The sequence below is a fragment of the Runella sp. MFBS21 genome (assembly GCF_029433105.1).
Taxonomy (GTDB): domain Bacteria; phylum Bacteroidota; class Bacteroidia; order Cytophagales; family Spirosomataceae; genus Runella.
On the sequence record NZ_JARNTW010000015.1, the window covers coordinates 103,379 to 126,210 of the forward strand.

Consider the following 22,832-nt stretch of genomic DNA (forward strand, 5'->3'; position numbering starts at 1 on the left):
AAAGAGACGAGATAAAACCGTGAAGTATAGCATAAAAATCCTCTTTATTGGCTTCCTGTGGGGAGCCTTTTCTTTAGGAACAATCGCTCAACGTATCAATATAGGTGCTGGTTTAGGCGGGTTTAACTACAAAGGGGACCTATCACCTGCTTTTAATGTACAAAATTATTTGCCAGGTGGGCACGCCTTTTTTCGTTACAACATCAGCCCCTCGGTATCGCTGAGAGCAGGCGGGACATTGGGTATCACTGGTGCAAAAGACAGCCGCTCAGCAGATCCTTTCAATCAAGCGCGTAATGCTTCTTTTAGATCCCGTATTACCGAAGGAAGTCTGATTACGGAGTATAATTTTTTAAATTATAGTCAGAAAAGAAAGGCCAAAAATTGGACCCCTTACTTATTTGGAGGATTGGGCTTTTACAAATTCAAACCTCGTACCAAAACAAGTGATTATAAAACTACCCAGCTCAATATTCCTTTTGGAGCAGGTATCAAATGGGAATTTAAACGTCCCTGGAGCCTAGAGTTTGAGTTTGGAACTCGTAAGCTGTTTACAGACTACTTAGATGATTTGGGGAGTAATGTTCCTCTATCGCAAAAAACTCAGCTAGGCAATCCAACCACCAAAGACATGTATTATTACACGTCGATTACGATAAGTTATACTTTTTACTCCATCATTTGCCCCCCTGGCTTTTCGACTGATTAAAATAATACTAAGTTTGTATTTGACCTTTTAGCCTATCTTTCGGTAGGCTTTTTATATTATTGCTATGCAACTTTTCTTTCATCAATTCGACTTACGCCTTCGTCATACTTTCACTATCGCTCACGACTCGCGCGATTCACAGCCTACTCTTATTGTTGAACTAAAAGATGGCGCCTTCAGTGGGTTTGGAGAAGCTACGTCCAACAAGTATTATGGGATTACTATTGATAGCATGATAAGTGCCCTAGAAAATATCCGCGAGCTTATCGAAAATCATTCGCTATCATCTCCCGAACAATTATGGGAAACTACTCATCCCTTTTTGCTAGATAACCCCTTTGCACAATGCGCACTTGATGAAGCGGCTCATGATTTGTGGGCAAAAAAACAAGGAAAAAAATTATACGATGCATGGGGGCTTTCGGGAGAATCGCTACCCATTACCGATTATACCATTGGGATAGACAGTATTGAAAAGATGATTGCCAAAATGAACGAATTTCCTTGGCCGCTTTATAAAATAAAACTTGGTACCGCTCATGATTTGGAGATTATCAAAGAACTACGAAAGCACACAGATGCGGTTTTCAGAGTGGATGCCAATTGTGCGTGGAATGCCCCTCAAGCCATAGAATATAGTTTTGAACTCAAAAAATGGGGGGTAGAATTTATTGAACAACCACTTCCTGCGCATGATTGGGAGGGGATGAAAGAAGTATATCTTAAAAGTGCATTACCGTGCATTGCTGATGAAAGTTGTATTGTAGAAAGCGACGTAGCAAAATGTGAAGGGTATTTTCATGGAGTAAACGTAAAACTTACCAAATGCGGGGGACTCACTCCTGCCCGTCGAATGCTAGCAGAAGCCAAAAGACTCGGAATGCAAACAATGGTAGGGTGTATGAATGAAAGCAGCGTGGGAATTTCGGCGATTGCACATTTATTACCACTGTTAGACTATGTAGACATGGATGGTACATTACTCATCGCCAACGACCCCGCCACGGGAGTCACTTTTGACAATGGCAAAATAATCTTTGCCAACGAAAATGGTACAGGAGCTTCTTTAAAAACTATCATATAGGCAAAACTCTGAACGTGAACCACTTTTATCAAACAACACACCTTCCCAATCGCACTATTTTACTTGAGGGGAAAGAATACCTCTATTTCAGTGGCACCTCTTATTTAGGTCTCCCCCAAAACCCCCACTTTCAAGCACTTATCAAAGATGGAGTGGATGATTATGGAAATGTATACGGTAGCTCTCGCAACGGTAACTTACAGCTAGGTATTTATGAAGAAGCAGAAGCAAAGCTCGCTACATGGGTAGGAGCACCTAAGGCACTTACCTTGTCTTCGGGCATGTTGGCTGGGCAAGCGGTAATTCGGCAATTAATGCTCGAAGGCTACACTTTTGTGTATTCACCCGATGCTCATCCTGCGGTTTGGCATTTACCCCAAGTCGAAATTTCTACGCTTTCTTTTGAAGAGTGGAGTCAGTCTATTACTCAAATATTGGCAACTATTTCAAGTTCAAAAGTGGCGATTGTCACCAATTCTGTAGATGCTTTACGGGGTAAAGCCTACGATTTTGAATGGCTCAAATCCCTTCCAAATACACATGAAATTGTAGTGGTGGTAGACGATTCACATGGGCTTGGAGTCAGTGGAGCAAAGGGAAATGGGATTTGGGGGAGGTTGCCAAAACTTAACCATCTTCGCATAATCGTAACTGCCTCTTTGGCCAAAGGTATGGGTTTAGCAGGAGGAATTATTTTTTCTGATATAGATAGTATCCAACACATTCGTCATTCGGCTTATTTTGGCGGCTGTTCTCCTATCGCTCCTACCAATTTATATGCTTACCTTCATTCAGATTCTTTATACGAATCGGCCTATCTTCAGTTACAGCAAAATCTTCAACAATTTTCATCGTCGGTAACGTCGCTCTCTCTTTTTCCATTTACAGACAACTACCCCGTTTTTTATACGCCCCACGACGAGCTGTATGCTTTTTTACTAGAGAAAAACATTCTCATTTATAGTTTTTCCTATCCCAAACCCACCGACAAAGCCAATACTCGTATTGTACTCAGTGCATGGCATACCACCGAAGATATAGCTAAGCTAAGTAGTGCTTGTCATGAATTTGCGGTTAGATATTTATAAAATAAGTTTATAAAACCCTCTTTTGTCTTACCACTTCAACCTCTTCTTCTGATTTCTGACTCTTCACTGGTGTAGATTCATCTGAAATCCTCTGTTTTATACTTCACTGTTCACGAGATTTGGTTCATCATTTTAAACCTTTACAGACATGAAACCTTTTCTCATCTTCGCACACGTATTCATTGGTTTTGTAGCACTTACTGTAGGACTTATCCCTATGTTTTCAAAAAAAGGAGGACGTCTACACAACGTCACCGGCCTCATCTATTACTGGTCTATGGTCGTTGTGGCTATCACAGCGTTGCTTTTGGTAGTCATTTCCCCTCTCAACGACGGGCGTTTGTTTTTAACAGGCATTGCTATTTTTAGTTTTTACTTATGTTTTACGGGTAAAAGATCCCTAACACAACGCAACGGAGCTCCTACCCGTTGGTATGATTGGGGTATTTCAGGACTTATGGCTCTTACTGCTCTAGCCATGCTTATGTATGGTATTAGCTTACTTTTTCAAAGTCTTACACACGAAACTGTTAATATGATGGGTATTCTATTCATTGTATTCGGGGTTTTTAGTGGCTCAAGTGCCCGTTATGATTTTCGGAAATACCTCCAACCCTCCTCTGCCAAATATGGCCCCAAAGAGTGGTTTTTTATTCATATTGAGCGCATGGGTGGTTCTTATATTGCTACATTTACGGCTTTTGCGTTGGTCAATGTCCGCTATGTTTTTCCTGATGCACCTAGTAGTGTGTATATCGCTACTTGGATTATGCCGGGGATGATTGGTGGTATGATCATTGGCAGAGTGATACGTCAATATTTATCAAAGCGTAAAGTATCAACTACTTAAACGCTATATAAACATATCAAGATTAAAAACTATATTTGCCTAGTTGATATATGTCAACTTTCTTGAAGCTAAATAGTATATTTTTATTAACTTTAAGACATATCATTTGACATCCAATATAGGCAATGCGTAAAGAAAAAACTGTTGACTTTCACATCAAATGGGCATGGCATGCTATTTCACGCATGTACAACACCTACGCTTCGCGTCGCTATGGGATGACGATGGCTATCGGGTATGTACTCCTAAATATTGATACCGAAACCGGTACTCCTGCTACTAAGATTGGCCCTTCGATTGGGATGGAACCTCGCAGCCTCACCCGTACCCTTAAAACCCTCGAAGAAAAAGGTTGGATTAGGCGCGAAATTGACGAAAATGACAAACGTTTTGTGAAAGTGTTTTTGACCGAAGAGGGTCGGGTAAAGCGTGATATGGCTCGCGAAGGAGTCATTTCCTTCAATACTATGTTGCGAGAGCAAATCCCCCTCGAAAAATTGGTTATATTTTTTGAAGTTATCAAAGAAATTAACCGACTTGTAGATGAAGAAAACAACAAAATCAAAGCGGAGCCACAGATACAAGAAGAGTTTTAAACTCTTCTTTTTCTTTTTTATACCCTGATTCTTCCCTTTTGTCCGCTTTTTCTCCCAGTTCGCACTATTTCAATAGCCTACCACAACTGCTGCTTTTACATTTGTAATACTTATTTTAAAAGAAATAGTAAAAACAATTTTTTCTAAAAAAAGTACCAAACTAGAAAGTGCCGCGCAGCACTATTTTTGAGTTTCTAAAAGTTTTTTTCTTTGACCCAATCACTACTGACATACCGTTGTCAGTGTAGAATATTTTATTTGTAGTAAATATTTAGCCTATTAACAGCCCTTTCTCCAAATATTATCTTTCAATAAAACCTAAAAAAAACTTTGGAAACTTTGAACTTTCTTATAGTTTCCAAAGTTTTCACCTAAAAAAAGTGAAAATAGATAGTGAGAGAAAGAATCCTTGAAAAAGCCCAAGAACTGTTTTTTCGGTTTGGGGTAAAGAGTGTTACAATGGACGATATTGCTAGAGAACTAGGGATATCGAAGAAGACCATTTATCAGCATTTTGAAGACAAAAATTCGATGGTTTGTGCCGGGGTAAAACATCATTTTGAATGTGACCATTTTATTTCTGAACAAATCCACAACGAAGCCCCTAACCCTATCGCCGAAGCGGTAATGGGTGCCGAAATGATGCGCCAAACGATGTCAGGATTGAACCCTTCGGCAATTTTCGATATCAAGAAGTATTATCCCCAAGCTTGGGATATGTTTTCACAATACAAAAAAGGATTTGTACTAGAGTTAATCCGCCGTAATCTAAACAAAGGCATCGAAATGGGGCTTTACCGAGCCAATATCAACATAGAAGTGATTGCACGCCTACGACTCGAACAAATCGAAATGGGTCTTGATCCATACATTTTTCCATTGGGTCAATTCAATCCTTTAGAAACTCAGCTTGAGTTGCTTGACCATTTTTTGCGAGGTATCGTTACGGATGAGGGACTGATTTTGTATGAAGAATATAACAAAACACACATTACCCTACCCCAATCTACTGCACACTTATTCAACAATAAAAGTACCTATTAACAGCTATCTTAAATTGTTTCACTACTTAACTTCCTCTAAAACTATGATTATCAAACCACTATACATCTTCTAATAACAGCCCAATTTCTTAACAATCCAATTTCTCAAACATTTATATGCAACACCTTCAACTCAAATGGAAATGGCTGGTAATGCTTTTGTTGCCGCTCTTTCCTGCCTACAGCCAAACGCGTTATAGTCTTCAAGAAGCTATTCAATATGGCATAACGCACAATATCAACGTCAAAAATACCCAAACTGATGCCCAAAGCGCCGAATCGCGCATTGGTGAGATTCGGTCGGTGGGATTGCCACAAGTAAGTGCATCCGTAAATATTCTAGACAACTTAATTATCCAAAAGGCGATTCTACCGGCCGCATTTGTGGGAGGTTCGGCTGATGATCCTCCAGTGGCGATTCCCTTTGGTGTGAAATACTCTGGCACAGCAGCAGCTCAGCTCAACCAAATCATTTTCAACGCTCAATGGTTGTTGGGATTAAAGGCAGCACAAGCTTATCGAGAGTTGGCTATCAAAAACGTAACACAATCCAAGATTCAAGTAGCCGAAAATGTTGCAAAAGCTTATTACAGTGTTTTGGTAGCCGAAGAAAGAGCCAAACTTTTGGATTTGAATATTCAACGTCTCGATAGCCTCACTCGCGAAATGAGTGCTATGAACCAAAAAGGATTTGTAGAAAAACTCGATGTAGATCGTTTGGAAGTATCGCTTAACAACCTCAAAACCGAGCGGTCTAAAGTTCAGAATCTAGTAGATTTAAGCTATTACATGCTCAAATTTCAGATGGGTATGAAGCTAGATGAAGCTATCGAACTTACCGACCGCATCAACGAAAACGAGGTAGCCCGCATCGAATCAGAGGTAAAAGCCGAAAACAGCGCCCCTTTCAGCTACGACCAACGTATCGATTACTCCATTCTCAAAAGTAACCTACTACTCTCTGAAATGGATGTAGAAAACAATAAGCGGGGGTATTATCCTACGGTAGCTGCTTTTGCGGGTTATGGGTACAACACGGGTCGTAACAAATTTTCAGAATTGTTTAGCTCTCCTTGGTTTAATAACTCAAATATTGGGATTAATGTCAGCATTCCAATCTTTGATGGTTTTGCAAAAAAATACAAAATCCAACAAGCGAAATTTACCGTTGACAAAGTAAAACAGAGTTTGAGCTTGGTAGAACAATCCATTGATTTACAAATCCGTAGTGCCAACATTACGATTTTGAATGGCCTCGAAACCCTCAAAACTCAAAAGCGTAATCTTGATTTGGCCCAAGAAGTAGTGCGGGTCTCCAAAATCAAATACCAATCAGGTACTGGCTCAAACATTGAAGTTATCAATGCCGAGTCGGCACTCAAAGAAGCGCAAACCAATTATTTTGCCTCACTCTATGATTTGCTTTTGGCAAAAATAGACTTAGACAAAGCCAAAGGGAAATTAAACTACTAAAAACCATCTGTCTTGGAAAAAGCTTTGACTTTTCTCCAACATAAGAGACAGACAATCAAAACCATATCGTCATTATGAAAACACAATACATTCTTTTATTAACAGCCACATTGCTCATAACTGCCTGCGGAGGCGAAAAGAAAGCCAATACAGTAGCAGAGAAAAAAGAAGCCTTGGCCCAATTGAAAGCCGAAGCCAAAACACTGACTGAAAAGATTTCAGCTCTTGAGACCGAACTCAAGGCCGCCGACCCTACAATGAAGGCTGCCGAAAAAGTAATGCCCGTGGTAACGACTGCGCTTCAAACCCGCAACTTCAAAAGTTTTATTGAAATTCAGGGCACTATCGAAACCAAAAATACGGCCACAGCCACTCCTCGTATGGCAGGTACTTATACCACTGTGTACGTCAAAGAAGGCCAAAGTGTAAAAGCAGGACAGCTGTTAGCTAAGATAGACAATGCGATTTTGATAGACCAAATCGCCGCTCTCAAACAACAACTTGAACTAGCAAACACGGTTTTTGAAAAACAAAAATCACTTTGGGACCAAAAAATCGGTACGGAGATTCAGTACTTACAAGCCAAAAACAATAAAGAATCTTTGGAAAAAAACTTGGCTGTATTGAATACCCAAATAGACATGTACAATGTGTATGCTCCTATCAATGGTGCGGTAGAAAAAGTAATGGCCAAAACAGGCGAAATAGCTGCCCCTGGTATGCCTCTTGCTAGCATTGTAAACCTTGGAAGTCTCAAAGCTACTGCCAATGTACCTGATGTGTATGTGAGCAACATCAAAATGGGAGACGCTGTAAAGGTACTTTTGCCTGATTTAAACCGCGAAATCAACGCTCGTATTACGTTTATTAGTAAGCTCGTAAATCCCGCCAATCGTACCTTCAAAATCGAAGCCTCGATTCCTACAAGCGGCGACATCAAGCCCAATATGCTTTCTGTATTAAACATTGCTGACATCAACAAATCCAACGCTCTCGTGATTCCTCAAAATTATATTCAAAGCACCGAGTTTGGAGATGTAGTATATGTAGCAGAAACCGAAGGCAATAAAAAAATAGCAAAAGCTCGCAAAGTAAAAACGGGAGTGTCATATAACGGCGAAATCGAAATCATAGAAGGACTCCAAGCTGGAGATTTGATTGTGACGGAAGGTTATCAAGATTTAGTGGATGGACAGGCAATTAGTTTCTAACAAATCGTTAATTGTTATTCGTTAATTTCGGCTATTGCAAACATACAGCTAGCCATTAACTAACAGCGATTAACCTAAACCGTAAGGTTATGACAACCCTAAAAGACTTTAAAATTACCCGTTGGTGCTTAGAAAACAAGACTACGGTATATCTCTTTACAGCCATTATTTCGTTGGCGGGCTTGTTTATATATTTCACCATGCCCAAAGAGCAGTTTCCCGAAATCGCCGTTCCAACGGTGATTGTATCGACAATCTATCCAGGGGCTAGTCCTTCGGATATTGAGACAATTATTACCAAACCTATCGAAAAGCAAATCAAAGCAGCAAGTGGAGTTACAAAAATCAAATCCAATTCGATTCAAGATTTCTCTCTTATTACGGTTGAGTTTTCGACAGGAATCAAAGCTCAAGAAGCCAAACAACGCGTAGCTGACGCCGTCGACAAAGCCTTGGTAGACCTCCCCACCGACCGCAAACAAGACCCTTCGGTACAAGAAGTAAACTTCTCGGAGTTTCCAATCATGAACATCAACTTGGCAGGAAACTACTCATTGAAAAAATTGAAAGACTATGCTGAGCAATTGAAAGACGAAATCGAGTCGTTGCCGGAAATTACCCGCGTGGACATCGTAGGAGCGCTCGACCGCGAAATCCAAATCAACTTGGATTTGTATAAAATGCAAGCAGCGGGAGTGTCGTTTTACGAAATTCAAAATGCAATTCAGGGAGAAAATATCAATATTTCGGGTGGAGAGCTCAACGTTGACAATGTTCGGCGAAACCTGCGCGTAGTAGGTGAGTTTAAAGATGCTCGTCAGCTAGAAAATATCATTGTTCGCTCTTCTACGGGAGCTACTCTCCGCTTGGCCGAGATTGCTGAAGTGAAAGACGGTTTTGCCGAAAAACAAAGCTACGCCCGTTTGGACGGAAAAACGGTAATTACCCTCAACGTCATCAAACGCGGCGGCGAAAACCTGATTTCGGCTGCCGACGAAATCAAGGCAATTTTGAAAAAATACGAAGAAACAAAATTCCCTGATGGCCTTAAAATCAGCTTGACCAACGACAGCTCCGACCGCACCAAAGTAGAGCTAAATGACTTACTCAATACGGTTATTTTAGGCTTTATCTTCGTGGTATTGGTGTTGATGTTTTTTATGGGAGTCCAAGATGCGATTTTCGTAGGGCTTTCGGTTCCTCTTTCTACTTTGGTAGCATTTGTATTATTTCCTGTAATTGCTTCGGCTACGGGTATCACTTTTACGCTCAACACTATCGTTCTTTTCGCCTTTTTGTTAGGGCTAGGAATTGTGGTAGATGACGCGATTGTGGTTATCGAAAACGCCCACCGCGTTTATAACGAAGACAAAAAACTGACTCGTAATGAGGCTATCTCCTATGCGGCGGGCGAAGTATTTGTGCCGGTATTGTCAGGGACTCTTACCACGATTGCGCCTTTCTTACCCCTTTTATTCTGGCCGGGTATTGTGGGTGAATTCATGAAATTCTTACCATTGACCCTCATTATTACGCTTTTTGCGTCGTTGTTTGTAGCCTATGTTATGAACCCCGTGTTTGCATCATCCTCACTCAAAAGAGTAGAAGAACATGCCAATGAAGACAAATCTTTCAGAGCGATTTTGAAGCCTGTTCTGATTTTGGCAGGGGTATCGATTGTGGGCTATCTTATCAATTTTGGTATTGGCAACTTGCTCGCCCTCATTACGCTTTTGTATATTTTCAATCACTATATCCTCACGCCTCATATCATCGTACCATTCCAAGAGAATGTATTTCCTCGTCTTAAAAATGGCTATCGGAAACTCATCGCTTGGGTTATTACAGGACGGCGTCCGTATGGAGTTTTTGCGGCGGTCATTGGGCTACTCATCGGAACATTTATTTTGATGGGTGCCTTCCCTCCCAAATCAGTCTTTTTCCCTAGTGGTGACCCAGATTTTGTGTACGTTTATTGTGTAATGCCTCAAGGGACAGATGCTTCAAAAACCAACGAGGTCATGAAGCAACTAGAAGACCGCGTGTATAGTGTCATTGGCAAAAACAGCCCCGTAGTGGCCTCTGTCATTACAAACATTGGTATCAACGCTGGCGACCCCTTCAATCCTGACCGCACCGTAGTACCGCATAAAGGAAAAATTACCGTGGCGTTTAAGAGTGTGGAGGAGCGGGTACATCATGGCGTTTCGACTTCCGACATTTTGGCCAAAGTTCGGGAAAAAGTAAAGGGGATTCCGGGTGCTCAAGTCACCGCCGAGCCTGAAAGTAATGGGCCTCCAACCGGAAAACCAGTAACGATTGAGATTGCAGGTGAAGATTTTGACCAACTTGTCAATGTGACCGCTACTGTGAAGAATGCCATTATTAAATCTGGCATCCAAGGAATTGAGGATTTAAAGTCAGATTTGGTATTGAACAAGCCTGAAATTATCATTGATATTGACCGCGAACAAGCCGCTCGTGAAGGCATCAGTACGGCCCAAATCGCCTTACAGATTAGAGGAGCCCTGTTTGGAACAGAGGTTTCAAAATTCCGCGATGATAAAGACGATTATCCTATCATGGTACGTTTGAAAGAAAGTGATCGCAATCAGATTGAAAAGCTTTTGAGTATGAACGTGGTGTATCGTGACATGAATCTGGGTGGAGTATTGCGCCAAGTTCCGTTGAGTACTCTCACAAACATCCGTTATGCCACTACCTATAGTGGTATCAACCGCAAAGATCAAGAACGTGTAGTGACATTATCATCAGATGTATTGGGAGGTTTCAATGCCAACGATGTCAACGCACAAATCAAAGACGTAGTAGACGGCCTTGATATCCCACAAGGATACAATATCCGCTTAGGAGGTGAGCAAGAAGAACAAATGAAGTCGATGCAGTTTTTAAGTGTTGCATTTTTGGGTGCTATCTTGTTGATTTTCTTAATTTTGGTAACTCAATTCAACTCTACCAGTAAGCCATTCATTATCTTCTTTACGGTATTGTTTAGTTTGATTGGGGTATTCTTAGGATTTATGGTTACTGGCAAAACTATGTCTATCATCATGACAGGGGTTGGGATATTTGCCTTGGCAGGGATTGTAATTAAAAACGGTATCTTGTTGATTGAGTTTACGGACGAGCTCAAAGGACGTGGATACCCTACTCGTCAAGCGCTTATCGAAGCAGGAGCTGCCCGTTTGACCCCTGTATTGCTCACCGCTTCGGCTTGTATTTTAGGTTTGATTCCATTGGCGTTAGGGATGAACATCAACTTCGTGACGCTATTTACAGAGTTCAATCCCCAAATCTTCATTGGAGGTTTTAGCGCCTTATTTTGGGGGCCATTGGCTTACACTATCATCTACGGTTTGATTTTCAGTACGACCCTTACTCTACTTGTAGTACCCACAATGTACTGGATAGTAGAACGTTTGAAGGCTCGTTTGAGCAAAAAGCCAGCCGAGCAACCTGCTTATTCATTCTCAAATGGCACAGCCAATGGCAATGGAAATCATGTAGAACAAGAAGTAGAAATTTAAGATTTTTGAAGGTTTAGAGAAGCTTGGTAAAAAAAAGCCGTTCCTTTGGAGCGGCTTTTTTTGTGAGGGATTGTTTAAAATCGGTATAACTACAACCATTTTGAATTATATTTTAAGTAAACTTTGCTTTAGACATAAGCGATTTAATATATTTAAGTAAGGAAAGGGTAACGTACTTACCTATTCTGAGTTTATCGTCAATTTTTAATCAAAAACGTATGAATCAGAAAGTTAAGCGAGTAGCTTATAGCTACTTGACAGGGGCATGTCTTGCTCTTTTTACGGCCTTGACAGTTGCTTCTTGTAGTACTAAAAATGACAATGTAAACCCATTGTTACAAGTTCAATCTGACTCTTTAAAAACAGCGGATGGTGATGACACACCTCCACCAAAACTACCTTGTGGCCCTGGTGGTTGTCCGTAGTAAGTGTACTTTTAAAAATTGGGTTAGCTAAGCTAATCCAATTTTTAATATGGCAAGTCTGTTCCAACAAACACAATATTAAATGGTGAAGAAGAGTTTCCTATCTATTCCAAATAGTATTTATTGTACAGTGTGCTGGATTAGCTATTTATAAAACTTCAACGCCAACGAATTCATACAATACCGCTGTCTAGTAGGCGAAGGACCGTCGTAAAAAAGGTGCCCTAAATGCCCATTACATCTCCTACAGCGTACTTCAATTCGCTCTTCTCGTTCTGAAAAATCTCGTTTGTATAAAAGACAACTAGGCGTAGCAGGTTGCCAAAAACTGGGCCACCCCGTTCCGCTGTCGTATTTTTGGGCCGAATGAAAAAGCAAATTGCCACAGGCCGCGCAGTGGTAGTTGCCTTCTCCTTTAAAATCATGGTACTCATTAGTAAAAGGAGCCTCCGTAGAGCCTTCCCGCGTGATAGTATAGACCCCGTCGGTAAGAATTTCTTTCCAAACGCTGTTTGGTAGACGTACCTCCGTGGTGTCCGTCAACGAAAAATAGGGATTGTGTTTAGGGCTGTTGCTTCCTCTTTGACAATTGCTATTTATCACTAATACTAGTAACCCTATCCAACTTAGCTTCATGCAGGTGTATTTTATAATAATTTACTCTGGAAGTTTGTAGATACTAACGCTACGACCTAGTTCAAGATAAAAAGAATCGTCTTCGTTCAATTTTCCGATGAGAAGTAAATGCTGTTCAAATAGAGTAAGCAATTATTGGTTAGAAATGTTGCCTAAAATAATACGAATTAATTTGCGGGGAGTATGCTGAAGAAAAAAGGAGTTGCGAAAATCTTCATCTTTTGTGACAACAATTAATCATTGTTATCAGCAAATTGACAAATTATTGAATCTTTGGTGTACCACTTATTTTCTAATGAGTTGACATGAAATGCCTCAAAACCGTTGTTCGATAAAAATTTGACAAGCTTAAAGGGGATATGTACATCACAAATAAATTTCATTTAGGCAGCGTCTCTAAGTGAACGACCAGATACTAATACTTTGGCATAACTAAGACAAGCAAGTATATCTTCTCGTTCTAATTTGGGATGGTCTTCTAAAATATCATCAAAAGACATTCCTGCTCCTAGCATATCTATAATAACTTCAACAGGCCACCGCATACCCCGTATACAGGGTTTCCCATGACAAACTTCAGGGTCAATCGTAATTCTTTCAAGATAATGCATCGTATAAATGTTTGTAGTGCAAGTTAGCAACAACTGATTGGATAAACAATTGTGAGATAATCGCTGATACTGGTCGTTCTTTTAGTAAGCAACAATACCAGTATCAGTGAAAGTAGAATCTTAATACCGCCAACTCTTCAAATCAGCACCTACGGGTGCTTCCGCTTCGATACGCTTCAGGATTTTAGGAATGTACATGGTATTGTAGCGAAGCCGCGATACATAGTTGGGCACGTTGGGGTCGCCATTCCAGCAATGTTCAAAACGATCACCGTATTTTACTTCGCCATCGTAGTGAGGATTTTTGGTAGTTTTTAAGAAATCTTCCATCAGATACACCGCGTTGTTGAGGTAATAATTGTCCATATCACCGCAGTAGATATGGATTTTGCCTTGAAGTTTTTTGCCGACTGTAGCCCATTGACGTTTGAGGATGTGCATCAAATCGTAGTTATCAGACCAGTATTTTGCCACACTATGGTCGATTTTACCCGTTTCTTTGTCCCAAATAGGTTTGGGGTAGCCATTTTCTCCCATAGGTGAGTAAGTGGCTTGCCAAATATCCCATTGGTCGCCCGAGCGAGAATTATCACCAATAGCCAATTCGCGGTGGTTGATTTCTTCAATGGTACATTTGACCTGCCCCAAATAATTGCGCATTCCGGGGCGAGGCGTTTTCTTAAAATCGCTTGGCAAGAAATAGGCGTTTTCGTCTTTATAAATATTAATGACTGTATAAGCTTCAAACGTAATGGGGTCGGGGCAAGCGGCAAAACAGCCGTTGTATTCGTCAGGATAAAAAACTTGTGCGGCAAGGGCTTCCCAGCCTCCTGTGCTTCCTCCGTATAGGAATCGCGCCCAACCTTGTCCGAGGCCTCTAAAACGCTTTTCAATCTCAGGAATTAACTCATACGTAATAGCATCACCATAAGGCCCCATGTTGGCCGAATTGACGGCATAAGAATCATCATAGTAAGGCGTAGCGTGCTGGATTTCGACGATGAGCATTCGAGGAAAATCCTTGCTCGTCCATTGTTTATAAAAATTGTACGCCTCTTGCCACACAAACTTTTTGTACCCATAGATTCCAAATCGCGCAATGTAATCGGTCGTATCCATGTCGGCAGGTGGAGGAGTTTCTTTGAAACCGTCAAAATCGGCAGGGAAGTGTCCGTGATTGATGCAAATGGGATATTTGGCTTCGGGGTGTTCGTCGAAACCGTGCGGTAAGAGGATATGCGCTCCCAAGTACATCGGACGTCCCCAAAATTCGGTCAAAAGCTTACTTTGAATTTTGATGTGTTTAATGTACTTCGTGTCTTTAGGCTCGGGAAGAAGCGGATTTTCTTGGTCAAGTACAATTTTTACTACTTGTTTGGCCGTAGGGTCGTACTTAATTTTGAAGGGTTTTGAATACAAATTACCAGGTGCTGTGCGGTAGTTTTGGCCTTCTCCTCGGTCCATAGGTAGTTTGACGGTATGGCCGGTTTTGAGTTTAAAAGTCTCATATTTGTGCAAAAGTGCTTGCACCCAATATTCACCTGCGGGAAAATCTTTGAGTGATTTGACGGGATACCCATAGGCCGACGTCGCTACCAATACCGGTTTATCGGCTTGCCAAGCATCCACATTTTGGCCGAATAGCTGTTGAGAACTTGGCTCATCGTTTACCTGAAAACGAGGTTCGGATTTGTTGTCTTTAGCCAAAAACAGCATCAAACGCCCGTCAAACGTACTTCCCTTAGATTTGGGAAAACTAACCGAAAACTGAGTTTGGGCAGAGGCAAAAGAAGCCCACAAAAAAGTAAAAAGAAGCAGAATTCGCAGCATAACGATAAGTTGTAGATTGTTGATTGATTATCAATTTTACAACTTATCCAGCATTTTTGGAACGATTGACGTCACAAAATCTTCTGATTATAAAGACTTCCGGGGAATAAGCCCAAATGGATTTTTGATTTTGGCTATTTTAGCTTCTAAAATCAACTTTGCCGCAGAGGTTCCCATCTGCTCATGGTCGGTCGAAACTACCGTAATACCATCCGCAAGTACTTCTTTAAGGGGGGTATCGTTGAAAGAAACAATTCCCATATTGCTACCTAGTACGAGCGATTTTTGCTTAGATTTTTTGACAAGTTCGGCCAAGTCAGAATCTTCAAAAACTACATAAGCACGCCCCGCAAGGTCATTTTCTTCTTTGGCAGTAGATATTATACGGCTCGCTTTTTTATGATGTGCACAAAAGTTACGAAAACCCGTTACAATTTCAGGGGGATATTTTACGTCCTGCGGAAACACCAGCACGAGCTCTTCATACTTATCCAGCAGCTCTTTTCCTGCTTCTAAAGCATCGTACAAATCATGCGTAAAATCTTGATATACACTTGGGTGTGTTTCTAATAAATCAGGCAAATCCTTATCCAATAAAATCAACTCTTGGGGTGGAATCTGCCGAAGGATAGCTAATAAAGCATTGGAATCCGTTTCGCTATAAAAATGCGGCATAATCACATAGTAATGATAGCGCCCTAAACTTTCTTTAATAATATCTTTAAAAACTCGGGTATTGCCGTGATGAATATGCAAGTTTACGGTGGCTCGGTCTCCCAGTGTACTCACAAAAGCCTCATAAATGGCCTTTTTGTAAGCGCTCATTTTATTCATTACCAAAAGTACTCTCAGCTGCGTGGGTTTCTCATTCAAGATGTAGTATCCCTTTCCGCGCACCGAATCAATCACCCCCAAGGCTTTTAGTTCTTTGTAGGCCTTCTCGACCGTATCGCGGGCTAGATAATATTCTTCACTCAGTTCGTTGATAGAGGGCAGCTGATCGTTCTGCTTCAAGACTCCACGCTCTATTGAGCCAATCACAGATTTCACAATCTGCTTGTATTTAGGGGTTTTAGCGTCGTGGTTTAATAGAAGAGTGAAAGACATACGCTGGTACTTTTTTCAAAATTAGTCTTTATTGTGGTTTATTGGCCTTTTTTCTTCGTTGTTTTTTCTTTAATTCTTTCAACGGATTTTTGTGTAACTCTACTTTTTGGCCCAACAATTCCCTAATCACCACCGAAGCACAGACGCTCCCAAAAGTAGCCGGAATGTAAGAAATAGTGCCATAGGCAGAGCGTTTGAAATTGTTGCCATCAGTCAGCATCAATGAGTCTTTTTGCATTTTTTCGGTCGAAAAAACGACTTTAACGCCTGATAAAATCCCGTATTTTTTAAGGCGCTTGCGCACATAATGCGCCAACAAACACTCATAAGTATCAAATAAGTCAGCGACTTTTAGCTGAGTGGGGTCGTATTTGCCTCCTGCTCCCATCGAACTAATGAGCGGGTATTTGTATTCGAGGGTAGTTACCAAGAGTGTGAGCTTAGGGGTAATACTATCAATACAATCCATGACATAGTCATAAGGGCCTGCCTCTAAAATTTCGCGCACTTTCTGAGGGGTCAAAAATTCCTTTACTACTTTCAATTTCAGCTCAGGATTAATAGCCATTAGACGCTCCGCCATCAAATCAGCTTTGGGAAGTCCATGAGTAGTGGCCAAAGCAGGAAGCTGTCGGTTACGATTAGACGGGTCGACCACATCACCATCTACAATTGTCATCGTACCTACACCAGCTCGTGCTATAAACTCTGCCGCAAACGACCCCACGCCTCCTAATCCTACTACCAGCACATGAGCATTTTGAAGTTTATTCACTCCCGCTTCTCCTACCAAAAGCTGCGTACGCGAAAGCCAAGCCAAATCAGACATAAAAATTATGAATTTTGAGTTTTCATTTAATCCCTCCATATGGTATAAACGGAGCTACAGCGGGAATAATCGTTGCAAAGTTACGCCAAATTTGCGCTTCTAAGGCAGAAATTGATATTTCTAACCTTCCCGCTGCTACTTCATAGAGACTAAAAATCGAAATATCTTTATCATCATTTTCCAAAAACAAGCGATGCAAAGGGATAGTTGTAAGAGTTATTTGTGCGTTTGAGCCTGATTTTAGTAGTGCAGCACCAAGTGATAGATAAAATCCATGTTGTACCAACTGCGCTGCAATCTGAGGATTATTATTAAAACCATGCACAATAAGCGGTATCGTCAATTTGGTTCTTTTTTTCCACGCTAACAATTCGTTGAAGGCTCTCACACAATGAATAATCACTGGCTTTTGTACCTGCTCGGCGAGAGCTACTTGTGCTTCAAAAACTAGCATTTGAGTATCCAAAGGCATTTCAATGAGCCGATCAAGGCCACATTCGCCAATAGCCACTACCCAAGGCGATCTCACTATCTTACTTACTACTTCTACTTGACTTTGCCAATCCGTAGCTGAAGCATACCAAGGATGTATCCCTATGGATACCCATTGATGACGCACATTATTTACCGTCTCAGCATCATGAATCATAAGATTGTAGATACTGTTTTCATTCTCCCCTTTAGATAAAGTGTGCGTATGAAAATTAAGTAAATGCCTCAATTTTGACAAAGTTTTAGAACTTTGCCAAAGTTATTAAAAATATAATTGTCATGGCAAATATCTCTTTTCAATGCCTTCCTTTTGATCAACTCACCCTTCGTCAGCTATATGATATATTAGCCCTTCGAATTGATGTATTTGTTGTAGAACAAAACTGTCCCTTCCATGATGCCGACCGAAAAGATTTTGTAGCATGGCATTGTGTGGGTTATGATACAGAAGGAGATTTGGTGGCTTATACCCGTCTTTTTGACGTAGATTTGTCTTTCGAAGGTTTTACTTCTATTGGGCGCGTAGCTACTTCTCAGAAAGTCAGAGGGCAAGGAGCAGGCCAAAAACTCATGACTTTTTCCATAGAGCAATGTCAAAAACTCTACGGCACTCATCCTATCAAGATTGGTGCTCAAAAATACCTTTTAAGATTTTATGAGTCGTTTGGGTTTCAATCAACGGGCGAAGAATACCTTGAAGACGGTATTCCTCACGTTATTATGATTAGACCTGCTTAGCTTAACGCAGATTATCGGTTTTGATGTCTTCAAAATGTTCTACGTGTCCAAACGCATAGCCCATTTTACGGCGGTCAAATTCTTTTTCGTTGTTGGCAATCCAGATAGTAGCTACGCCATTGCCGATAAAATTGGTGATGGCACGCGCTTCTGACATAAACCTGTCCACTCCCAGCAGCAAAGCCAGCCCTTCTACTGGTATCACTTTGATAGCCGTAAGTGTACTCGCTAAGACAATAAACCCGCTTCCTGTCACACCGGCGGCGCCTTTGGACGTAACCATCAAAATCCCAATAATGGTCAATATCTGTGTAAGGTTTAAATGAACATTGAAAACCTGAGCCAAAAATATCACCGCCATCGAAAGATATATGGTAGTCCCGTCGAGGTTGAAAGAATAGCCCGCCGGAACGACTAAGCCCACCACCGATTTGGAACAGCCCATGCGTTCGAGTTTTTCCATAAGTGAAGGAAGCCCTGCCTCCGACGACGAAGTCCCCAAAACGATTAGTAGCTCTTCACGGATATAACGCAAAAACTTAAATAAATTGACCTGATAGTAACGCAGTATAAAATACAATACTACAAACACAAACAGCGCCATTGTGATATAAACAGTAAGCATGAGTTTGCCTAAAGGCAATAACGTATCAATGCCGTATTTGCCAATAGTATAGGCCATTCCACCAAATGCCCCAATAGGTGCTAACAACATGACTTTGTGCAATCCCCAAAAGATTTTTTTAGAAATAGGAGTTAAAAAATCCACAACTCTCTCTCGCACCGAATAGTTGCTAATCACCACTCCCAATGTGATAGCTACCACCAGTACTTGCAAGGTAACATTGTCCCAAAAAAACTTCCACCAACTAAAATCTCCAGCGCTTTTGGTGTATTTAGAAATATCTCCCCCTTTGATAGTGTCCGTTATCACACCAGCTCCTGGTTGTATAATATTGGCTACCAAAACCCCTATTACCAGTGCTATCGTAGTCACTATTTCAAAATAAATAAGTGCTTTTGCGCCTACTTTACCCACTTTCTTGAGGTTACCCATGCTGATAATCCCCAAAGTGATAGTCACAAAAATGATAGGATTGATAAAAAGCTTTACGATACTGATAAAAATACTACTCAAAAACTCGCTGAAAGTAGTCTTAATTTCAAATTCCGAAATCCAAAGATTAAACTTGATAGGTTTGTCAAGTATGGTTTTGAGGGCAACTTCGGGATAAAAATGCCCCAACAAAATACCAAGTGTAATGGCGGTCAATACCCAAAAGGTGAGGTTGGTAAAGAGTTTTTTCATTTACAAAAGGTGTATGATAAGGTTTAACAAAGCCACCACAATAAGCGATAGCGGAATGCCAACGCCTACCATCTGAGCTGCAAGAACTGGATTGAGTCGGTAATTAGAGGCTATAACTGCGATGGTATTCATGGGTCCTAAGGCTGCTCCAAGAACGCACATCTCGACTACAATACCTCTCTGTTTCAAAACTAACACGAAAAGTACAAAAATCAAGACAGGGGCCAGAATCAATTTATAACCTAAGCCCCACACTAACGCTTTCCAATTGATATTTTTGGGCTGTAGTTCAATCTGCATTCCTATCGAAGTAAGGGCTAAAAAACTAAATGGCGAAGCAAATTTTCGTAGAAGCTCTATGGCAATATTAGGCACCGAAATACCCGACAAGTTGATGATAATCGCTACACAAAAAGCAATGAAAGTGGGAAAGCGAATAACATCTTTTAGAAAGCCCCATCCTTGTGTTTCGGCATGAGCATAGTAAGATGCCGTAACGATACCCACTGTACTACAAACCAAAAAAGACCCCGCTTGACTCATCAATACCCCAATGTGCATTCCTTCATCGCCATATAGCATTTCAAAAATGGGAAAACCTACAAAAGACACACTTGGAATACCAGCCGTCAGAATCAAAACCGCTTCAGTATGAGGGTGAAATTTTATAAATCGTTTTAAAAGATGAAAAAAGAAAAAAGAAAACCCAAAAGACAACCAAGGCATCAGAATAGGTAGCGCGTATTGGGTGCTAAATTGTGTGGTAGACGTGTAAAGCAGGGTAGCTGCTGGAAGGCATATGTACAACAGTAAATTGTTGATAACAAGATGTGCATCTTTGCTCAATGCGGGGATTTTTTTTAGAAATACCCCAAACGAAAGGCACAAGACAAGAAAGAAGAGATTGGTCATTGTTGATTAAAAAACATAACTCCAATCTTTACCAGATTTGAATTTTGCTTCAGTTACGTCTTCACCAGTATCGGCATCAGATAAAATTTTCCAAGTGCCATTTTCTTTACGCAATATCACATTAAACATACCGTAGTAATAATTCGTCTTGTTGTCTTTCTGACTCGTTACCCTGTAATACCCGATTTCGTAGGCAACACTACCTGTGACGGTACGATACGCAAAAGTAAAGTCTATGCTGATTTTGGTACCTGTATTTTTTTGATAGACAAAGTTTTGCTCATTCTGCACTTTGTATTGCTCAAATCTTGATATTTTACCTTCGCCAAGCGGCATTCGTACTAGGTTTGAAGAATGAATCTCCATAAATGCCTCCGTATTTTGTCCACTATAGGCTTCTACAAAGCGTTTCCACACTTGTTCATTTATTTCTTTTTGAGAGGAAGATTGAGCCAAAACAGCATTTATCCCTAAAATAAATATAAACAGCGCTTTTTGCATGATAGACGAGATTTGAGAAGGTAAATATAGCTCCAATCACTATCGAAACAAAAACTTATATCCCGACGCAATCGCGTGTAAATGAGCGGGCGTATCAATGGGTGGAAAAGCGAATCTAGGAAGTGCGAGCATTGGATGGGAAAGCGAATGAGTTTGGATATTCATCAAGCCTAGCTGATAGCCTGCTTCTTGTGCGATGGCGATAGTAGACTCATCGATTTCGGCAAGGCTTCCGTAAGGATACACTATCGTATCTACGGATGTTCCTAGCTGATTTTCAAGGTGCTTTTTTGATTCTATTAGTTCATATTGTTTTTCGTGGTCTGGCAAAAATTTTAGCACTCTATGCGTCATTGTATGAGAAGCAATGCTATGCCCACGTCGATGCAAGTCTTGGATTTGGCTCCAATTCATGAACTGATACCGAAGTGGCTCGTCGTCCGACAACTCATACGACCATTCGTTTTTTTGGCATATTTCTTTCAATAATCCATAGATGTCTGCCACCTGCTGCTCATATACGTTCTTTTTAAGTTTTCGGGTAAGTTTATTGAGCGTTTCTCCATTGATACCCACTTGAAGAGGCTCACGATAATGGTTGAAAGGCAACCAAATAGGCTGATGTTGGTATTGGCGCAGCAATAAAAACAGGTGGTCACGCCAGATGTGGGGATATTGCCCATTTACCAAAGCAGGACACACTGCAAAAAGCGCACTTATATCATACTTATCAAGAATAGGTGCCAAAAGGCTATAATTGTTGGCCATTCCATCGTCTACAGTGATAAAAAATCCCTCTGCCTTTGGATTACCCAATTCTTGTATTGGAAGAATTCGAAAGTGCTTTTGAAGAAATTGGATTTGTTTTTCAAACACCTCCACCGTTTGGTCTACATTGTAGGTATCAAAATGAGGTAGTTTTGAAAGAGGAAGCACGTTGTGATACGAAATGATGCCCCGCTTTCTGCCCCACAGCTTTTTATATAGTTCACTTACACCCACGGCATAAGATGCAGCCAACCAACTATCCCGAACCGAATGCTTAAAACTCATTTTTGTGGGAATTCATTATTTTTTCCAGCATAGATACACATCTTCATCAGGCATAAGGCCGTATCTTTTCCAATCCAGCTCTTGTACATACTTGCTTACTTCGACCTCAAATCCTGCGGCAACCAATCGTTGTCGATAATCTTTTCCGTATCGACGCACATGCTGATGAGCGCCCGCAATACGCTTGCGTTCGTCTGCACTCAAATCCTTGGTCTCGATTGTTTTTTCTATTGCATTGTTGACCGCCGCCTGAATGATCGCATAGCCTCCTAGCTTAAGTACGCGGTAGATTTCGCGCATTCCTTTGGCATCATCGGGGACAAGCTCAAAAACATGATTACAAATCACGACATCAAAAGTATCGGCAGGAAACTGAATATCTGTCACCGACATCACCAAATCAGGTACCACCCCGATGGCATCCATGTAGGTAGTCATGAGGTCGGCGGTCTGATAGTGTAGTTTTGGGAAAGTACGAATCACATCGTGCAAGCACTTTTCAGGAGCAAAGTGAAGTATCTCTTTTTTACCTTTAAAAAAATCAGTGCGATTTTTTAGGTATAAATAAACCAACCGATGGCGTTCTAGCGACTTACAGGTATAGCATAAGGCATTGGGACGATTGAAGGGCAGAAACTGACTATACGTACTTCCACAAATAGGGCATTCGACGTTGTTTCCTAAACCATAAACTGTGGCTCTGGCCGAAGCCTGGAGTGCTCGGAGTTTTTTTCGTCCCGACGGGCCGACTATATTTTTTAGGAATGTTTTCAATGAAAAAACGCTG

The 22,832-nt window shown here is 41.0% G+C and carries 24 protein-coding genes; 11 read left to right on the forward strand and 13 right to left on the reverse strand.

Translation table 11 applies throughout. The features are described 5' to 3' along the window. Positions 1-19 precede the first annotated feature (19 nt). The 10 genes from P1X15_RS23370 (at position 20) to P1X15_RS23415 (ending at position 12,027) form a co-directional block, all read left to right on the forward strand. On the forward strand, positions 20-709 hold the full coding sequence (locus P1X15_RS23370) for a DUF6089 family protein (protein ID WP_277340560.1): 690 nt from the start codon (positions 20-22) through the stop codon (positions 707-709). 64 nt (positions 710-773) lie between these two features. Further along, positions 774-1,793 carry a dipeptide epimerase gene (locus tag P1X15_RS23375; RefSeq protein ID WP_277340561.1) on the forward strand — a complete coding sequence of 340 codons (1,020 nt, stop codon included), beginning with the start codon at positions 774-776 and terminating at the stop codon, positions 1,791-1,793. Between the two features lie 14 nt (positions 1,794-1,807). Next, positions 1,808-2,881 carry an aminotransferase class I/II-fold pyridoxal phosphate-dependent enzyme gene (locus P1X15_RS23380; RefSeq protein ID WP_277340562.1) on the forward strand — a complete coding sequence of 358 codons (1,074 nt, stop codon included), beginning with the start codon at positions 1,808-1,810 and terminating at the stop codon, positions 2,879-2,881. 148 nt (positions 2,882-3,029) lie between these two features. Beyond that, complete coding sequence (locus tag P1X15_RS23385; protein ID WP_277340563.1) at positions 3,030-3,731, forward strand: DUF2306 domain-containing protein; 702 nt, start codon at positions 3,030-3,032, stop codon at positions 3,729-3,731. A 125-nt stretch (positions 3,732-3,856) separates the two neighbouring features. Continuing rightward, positions 3,857-4,327: a MarR family winged helix-turn-helix transcriptional regulator gene (locus tag P1X15_RS23390; RefSeq protein ID WP_277340564.1), complete on the forward strand. Its 471-nt coding sequence runs from the start codon at positions 3,857-3,859 to the stop codon at positions 4,325-4,327. A 393-nt stretch (positions 4,328-4,720) separates the two neighbouring features. Further along, positions 4,721-5,371, forward strand: a complete 651-nt coding sequence (locus tag P1X15_RS23395; RefSeq protein WP_277340565.1) for a TetR/AcrR family transcriptional regulator — start codon at positions 4,721-4,723, stop codon at positions 5,369-5,371. Positions 5,372-5,487: 116 nt separating this feature from the next. Next, positions 5,488-6,843 (forward strand): TolC family protein, encoded by a 1,356-nt coding sequence (locus P1X15_RS23400; RefSeq protein ID WP_277340566.1) that lies wholly within the window; start codon positions 5,488-5,490, stop codon positions 6,841-6,843. A 74-nt stretch (positions 6,844-6,917) separates the two neighbouring features. Next, the gene (locus tag P1X15_RS23405) at positions 6,918-8,054 is read left to right on the forward strand and encodes an efflux RND transporter periplasmic adaptor subunit (protein ID WP_277340567.1); all 1,137 of its coding nucleotides are present in this window, start codon (positions 6,918-6,920) and stop codon (positions 8,052-8,054) included. Positions 8,055-8,143: 89 nt separating this feature from the next. Then, a complete protein-coding gene (locus P1X15_RS23410; RefSeq protein ID WP_277340568.1) occupies positions 8,144-11,602 on the forward strand; it encodes an efflux RND transporter permease subunit in 3,459 nt (1,152 codons plus the stop codon). Between the two features lie 218 nt (positions 11,603-11,820). Then, positions 11,821-12,027 (forward strand): hypothetical protein, encoded by a 207-nt coding sequence (locus P1X15_RS23415; protein ID WP_277340569.1) that lies wholly within the window; start codon positions 11,821-11,823, stop codon positions 12,025-12,027. 144 nt (positions 12,028-12,171) lie between these two features. Here the strand turns inward: P1X15_RS23415 and msrB are convergent, their stop codons facing one another. The 8 genes from msrB to P1X15_RS23450 all read right to left on the reverse strand — a co-directional run bounded on the left by msrB (position 12,172) and on the right by P1X15_RS23450 (position 17,761). Continuing rightward, on the reverse strand, positions 12,172-12,663 hold the full coding sequence (msrB, locus tag P1X15_RS23420; RefSeq protein WP_277340570.1) for a peptide-methionine (R)-S-oxide reductase MsrB: 492 nt from the start codon (positions 12,661-12,663) through the stop codon (positions 12,172-12,174). Between the two features lie 132 nt (positions 12,664-12,795). Further along, positions 12,796-12,897, reverse strand: coding sequence for a DUF5615 family PIN-like protein (locus P1X15_RS32625; protein WP_409049702.1), 102 nt, complete (start codon positions 12,895-12,897; stop codon positions 12,796-12,798). After that, positions 12,897-13,046: a DUF5615 family PIN-like protein gene (locus P1X15_RS23425; RefSeq protein ID WP_277340571.1), complete on the reverse strand. Its 150-nt coding sequence runs from the start codon at positions 13,044-13,046 to the stop codon at positions 12,897-12,899. Before P1X15_RS23425 ends, P1X15_RS32625 begins: the two co-directional genes overlap by 1 nt. Beyond that, positions 13,047-13,274, reverse strand: coding sequence for a DUF433 domain-containing protein (locus P1X15_RS23430; protein WP_277340572.1), 228 nt, complete (start codon positions 13,272-13,274; stop codon positions 13,047-13,049). 120 nt (positions 13,275-13,394) lie between these two features. Continuing rightward, entirely contained in the window at positions 13,395-15,104 is a 1,710-nt protein-coding gene (locus tag P1X15_RS23435) for an alpha/beta hydrolase-fold protein (protein ID WP_277340573.1), read from the reverse strand. Positions 15,105-15,191: 87 nt separating this feature from the next. Further along, entirely contained in the window at positions 15,192-16,211 is a 1,020-nt protein-coding gene (locus P1X15_RS23440) for a GntR family transcriptional regulator (RefSeq protein WP_277340574.1), read from the reverse strand. A 28-nt stretch (positions 16,212-16,239) separates the two neighbouring features. Then, positions 16,240-17,040: a tRNA threonylcarbamoyladenosine dehydratase gene (locus tag P1X15_RS23445; protein WP_277340575.1), complete on the reverse strand. Its 801-nt coding sequence runs from the start codon at positions 17,038-17,040 to the stop codon at positions 16,240-16,242. A gap of 22 nt (positions 17,041-17,062) precedes the next feature. Beyond that, positions 17,063-17,761 (reverse strand): TatD family hydrolase, encoded by a 699-nt coding sequence (locus tag P1X15_RS23450; RefSeq protein WP_277340576.1) that lies wholly within the window; start codon positions 17,759-17,761, stop codon positions 17,063-17,065. Positions 17,762-17,811: 50 nt separating this feature from the next. Between P1X15_RS23450 and P1X15_RS23455 the strand changes: the two genes are divergently transcribed. Further along, positions 17,812-18,270 carry a GNAT family N-acetyltransferase gene (locus P1X15_RS23455; RefSeq protein WP_277340577.1) on the forward strand — a complete coding sequence of 153 codons (459 nt, stop codon included), beginning with the start codon at positions 17,812-17,814 and terminating at the stop codon, positions 18,268-18,270. A gap of 1 nt (position 18,271) precedes the next feature. On the opposite strand, the gene P1X15_RS23460 is transcribed toward P1X15_RS23455, so the two are convergent. From P1X15_RS23460 to P1X15_RS23480, 5 genes are read right to left on the reverse strand one after another with little or no spacing between them, the layout of a single operon-like run. Continuing rightward, complete coding sequence (locus tag P1X15_RS23460; protein ID WP_277340578.1) at positions 18,272-19,579, reverse strand: cation:dicarboxylate symporter family transporter; 1,308 nt, start codon at positions 19,577-19,579, stop codon at positions 18,272-18,274. Beyond that, positions 19,580-20,491 carry an AEC family transporter gene (locus tag P1X15_RS23465; RefSeq protein WP_277340579.1) on the reverse strand — a complete coding sequence of 304 codons (912 nt, stop codon included), beginning with the start codon at positions 20,489-20,491 and terminating at the stop codon, positions 19,580-19,582. 6 nt (positions 20,492-20,497) lie between these two features. Next, complete coding sequence (locus tag P1X15_RS23470; protein ID WP_277340580.1) at positions 20,498-20,992, reverse strand: nuclear transport factor 2 family protein; 495 nt, start codon at positions 20,990-20,992, stop codon at positions 20,498-20,500. A gap of 39 nt (positions 20,993-21,031) precedes the next feature. Continuing rightward, entirely contained in the window at positions 21,032-22,045 is a 1,014-nt protein-coding gene (locus P1X15_RS23475) for a polysaccharide deacetylase family protein (RefSeq protein WP_277340581.1), read from the reverse strand. 15 nt (positions 22,046-22,060) lie between these two features. Further along, positions 22,061-22,819, reverse strand: a complete 759-nt coding sequence (locus P1X15_RS23480; protein WP_277340582.1) for a class I SAM-dependent methyltransferase — start codon at positions 22,817-22,819, stop codon at positions 22,061-22,063. Between the last annotated feature and the right edge of the window lie 13 nt (positions 22,820-22,832).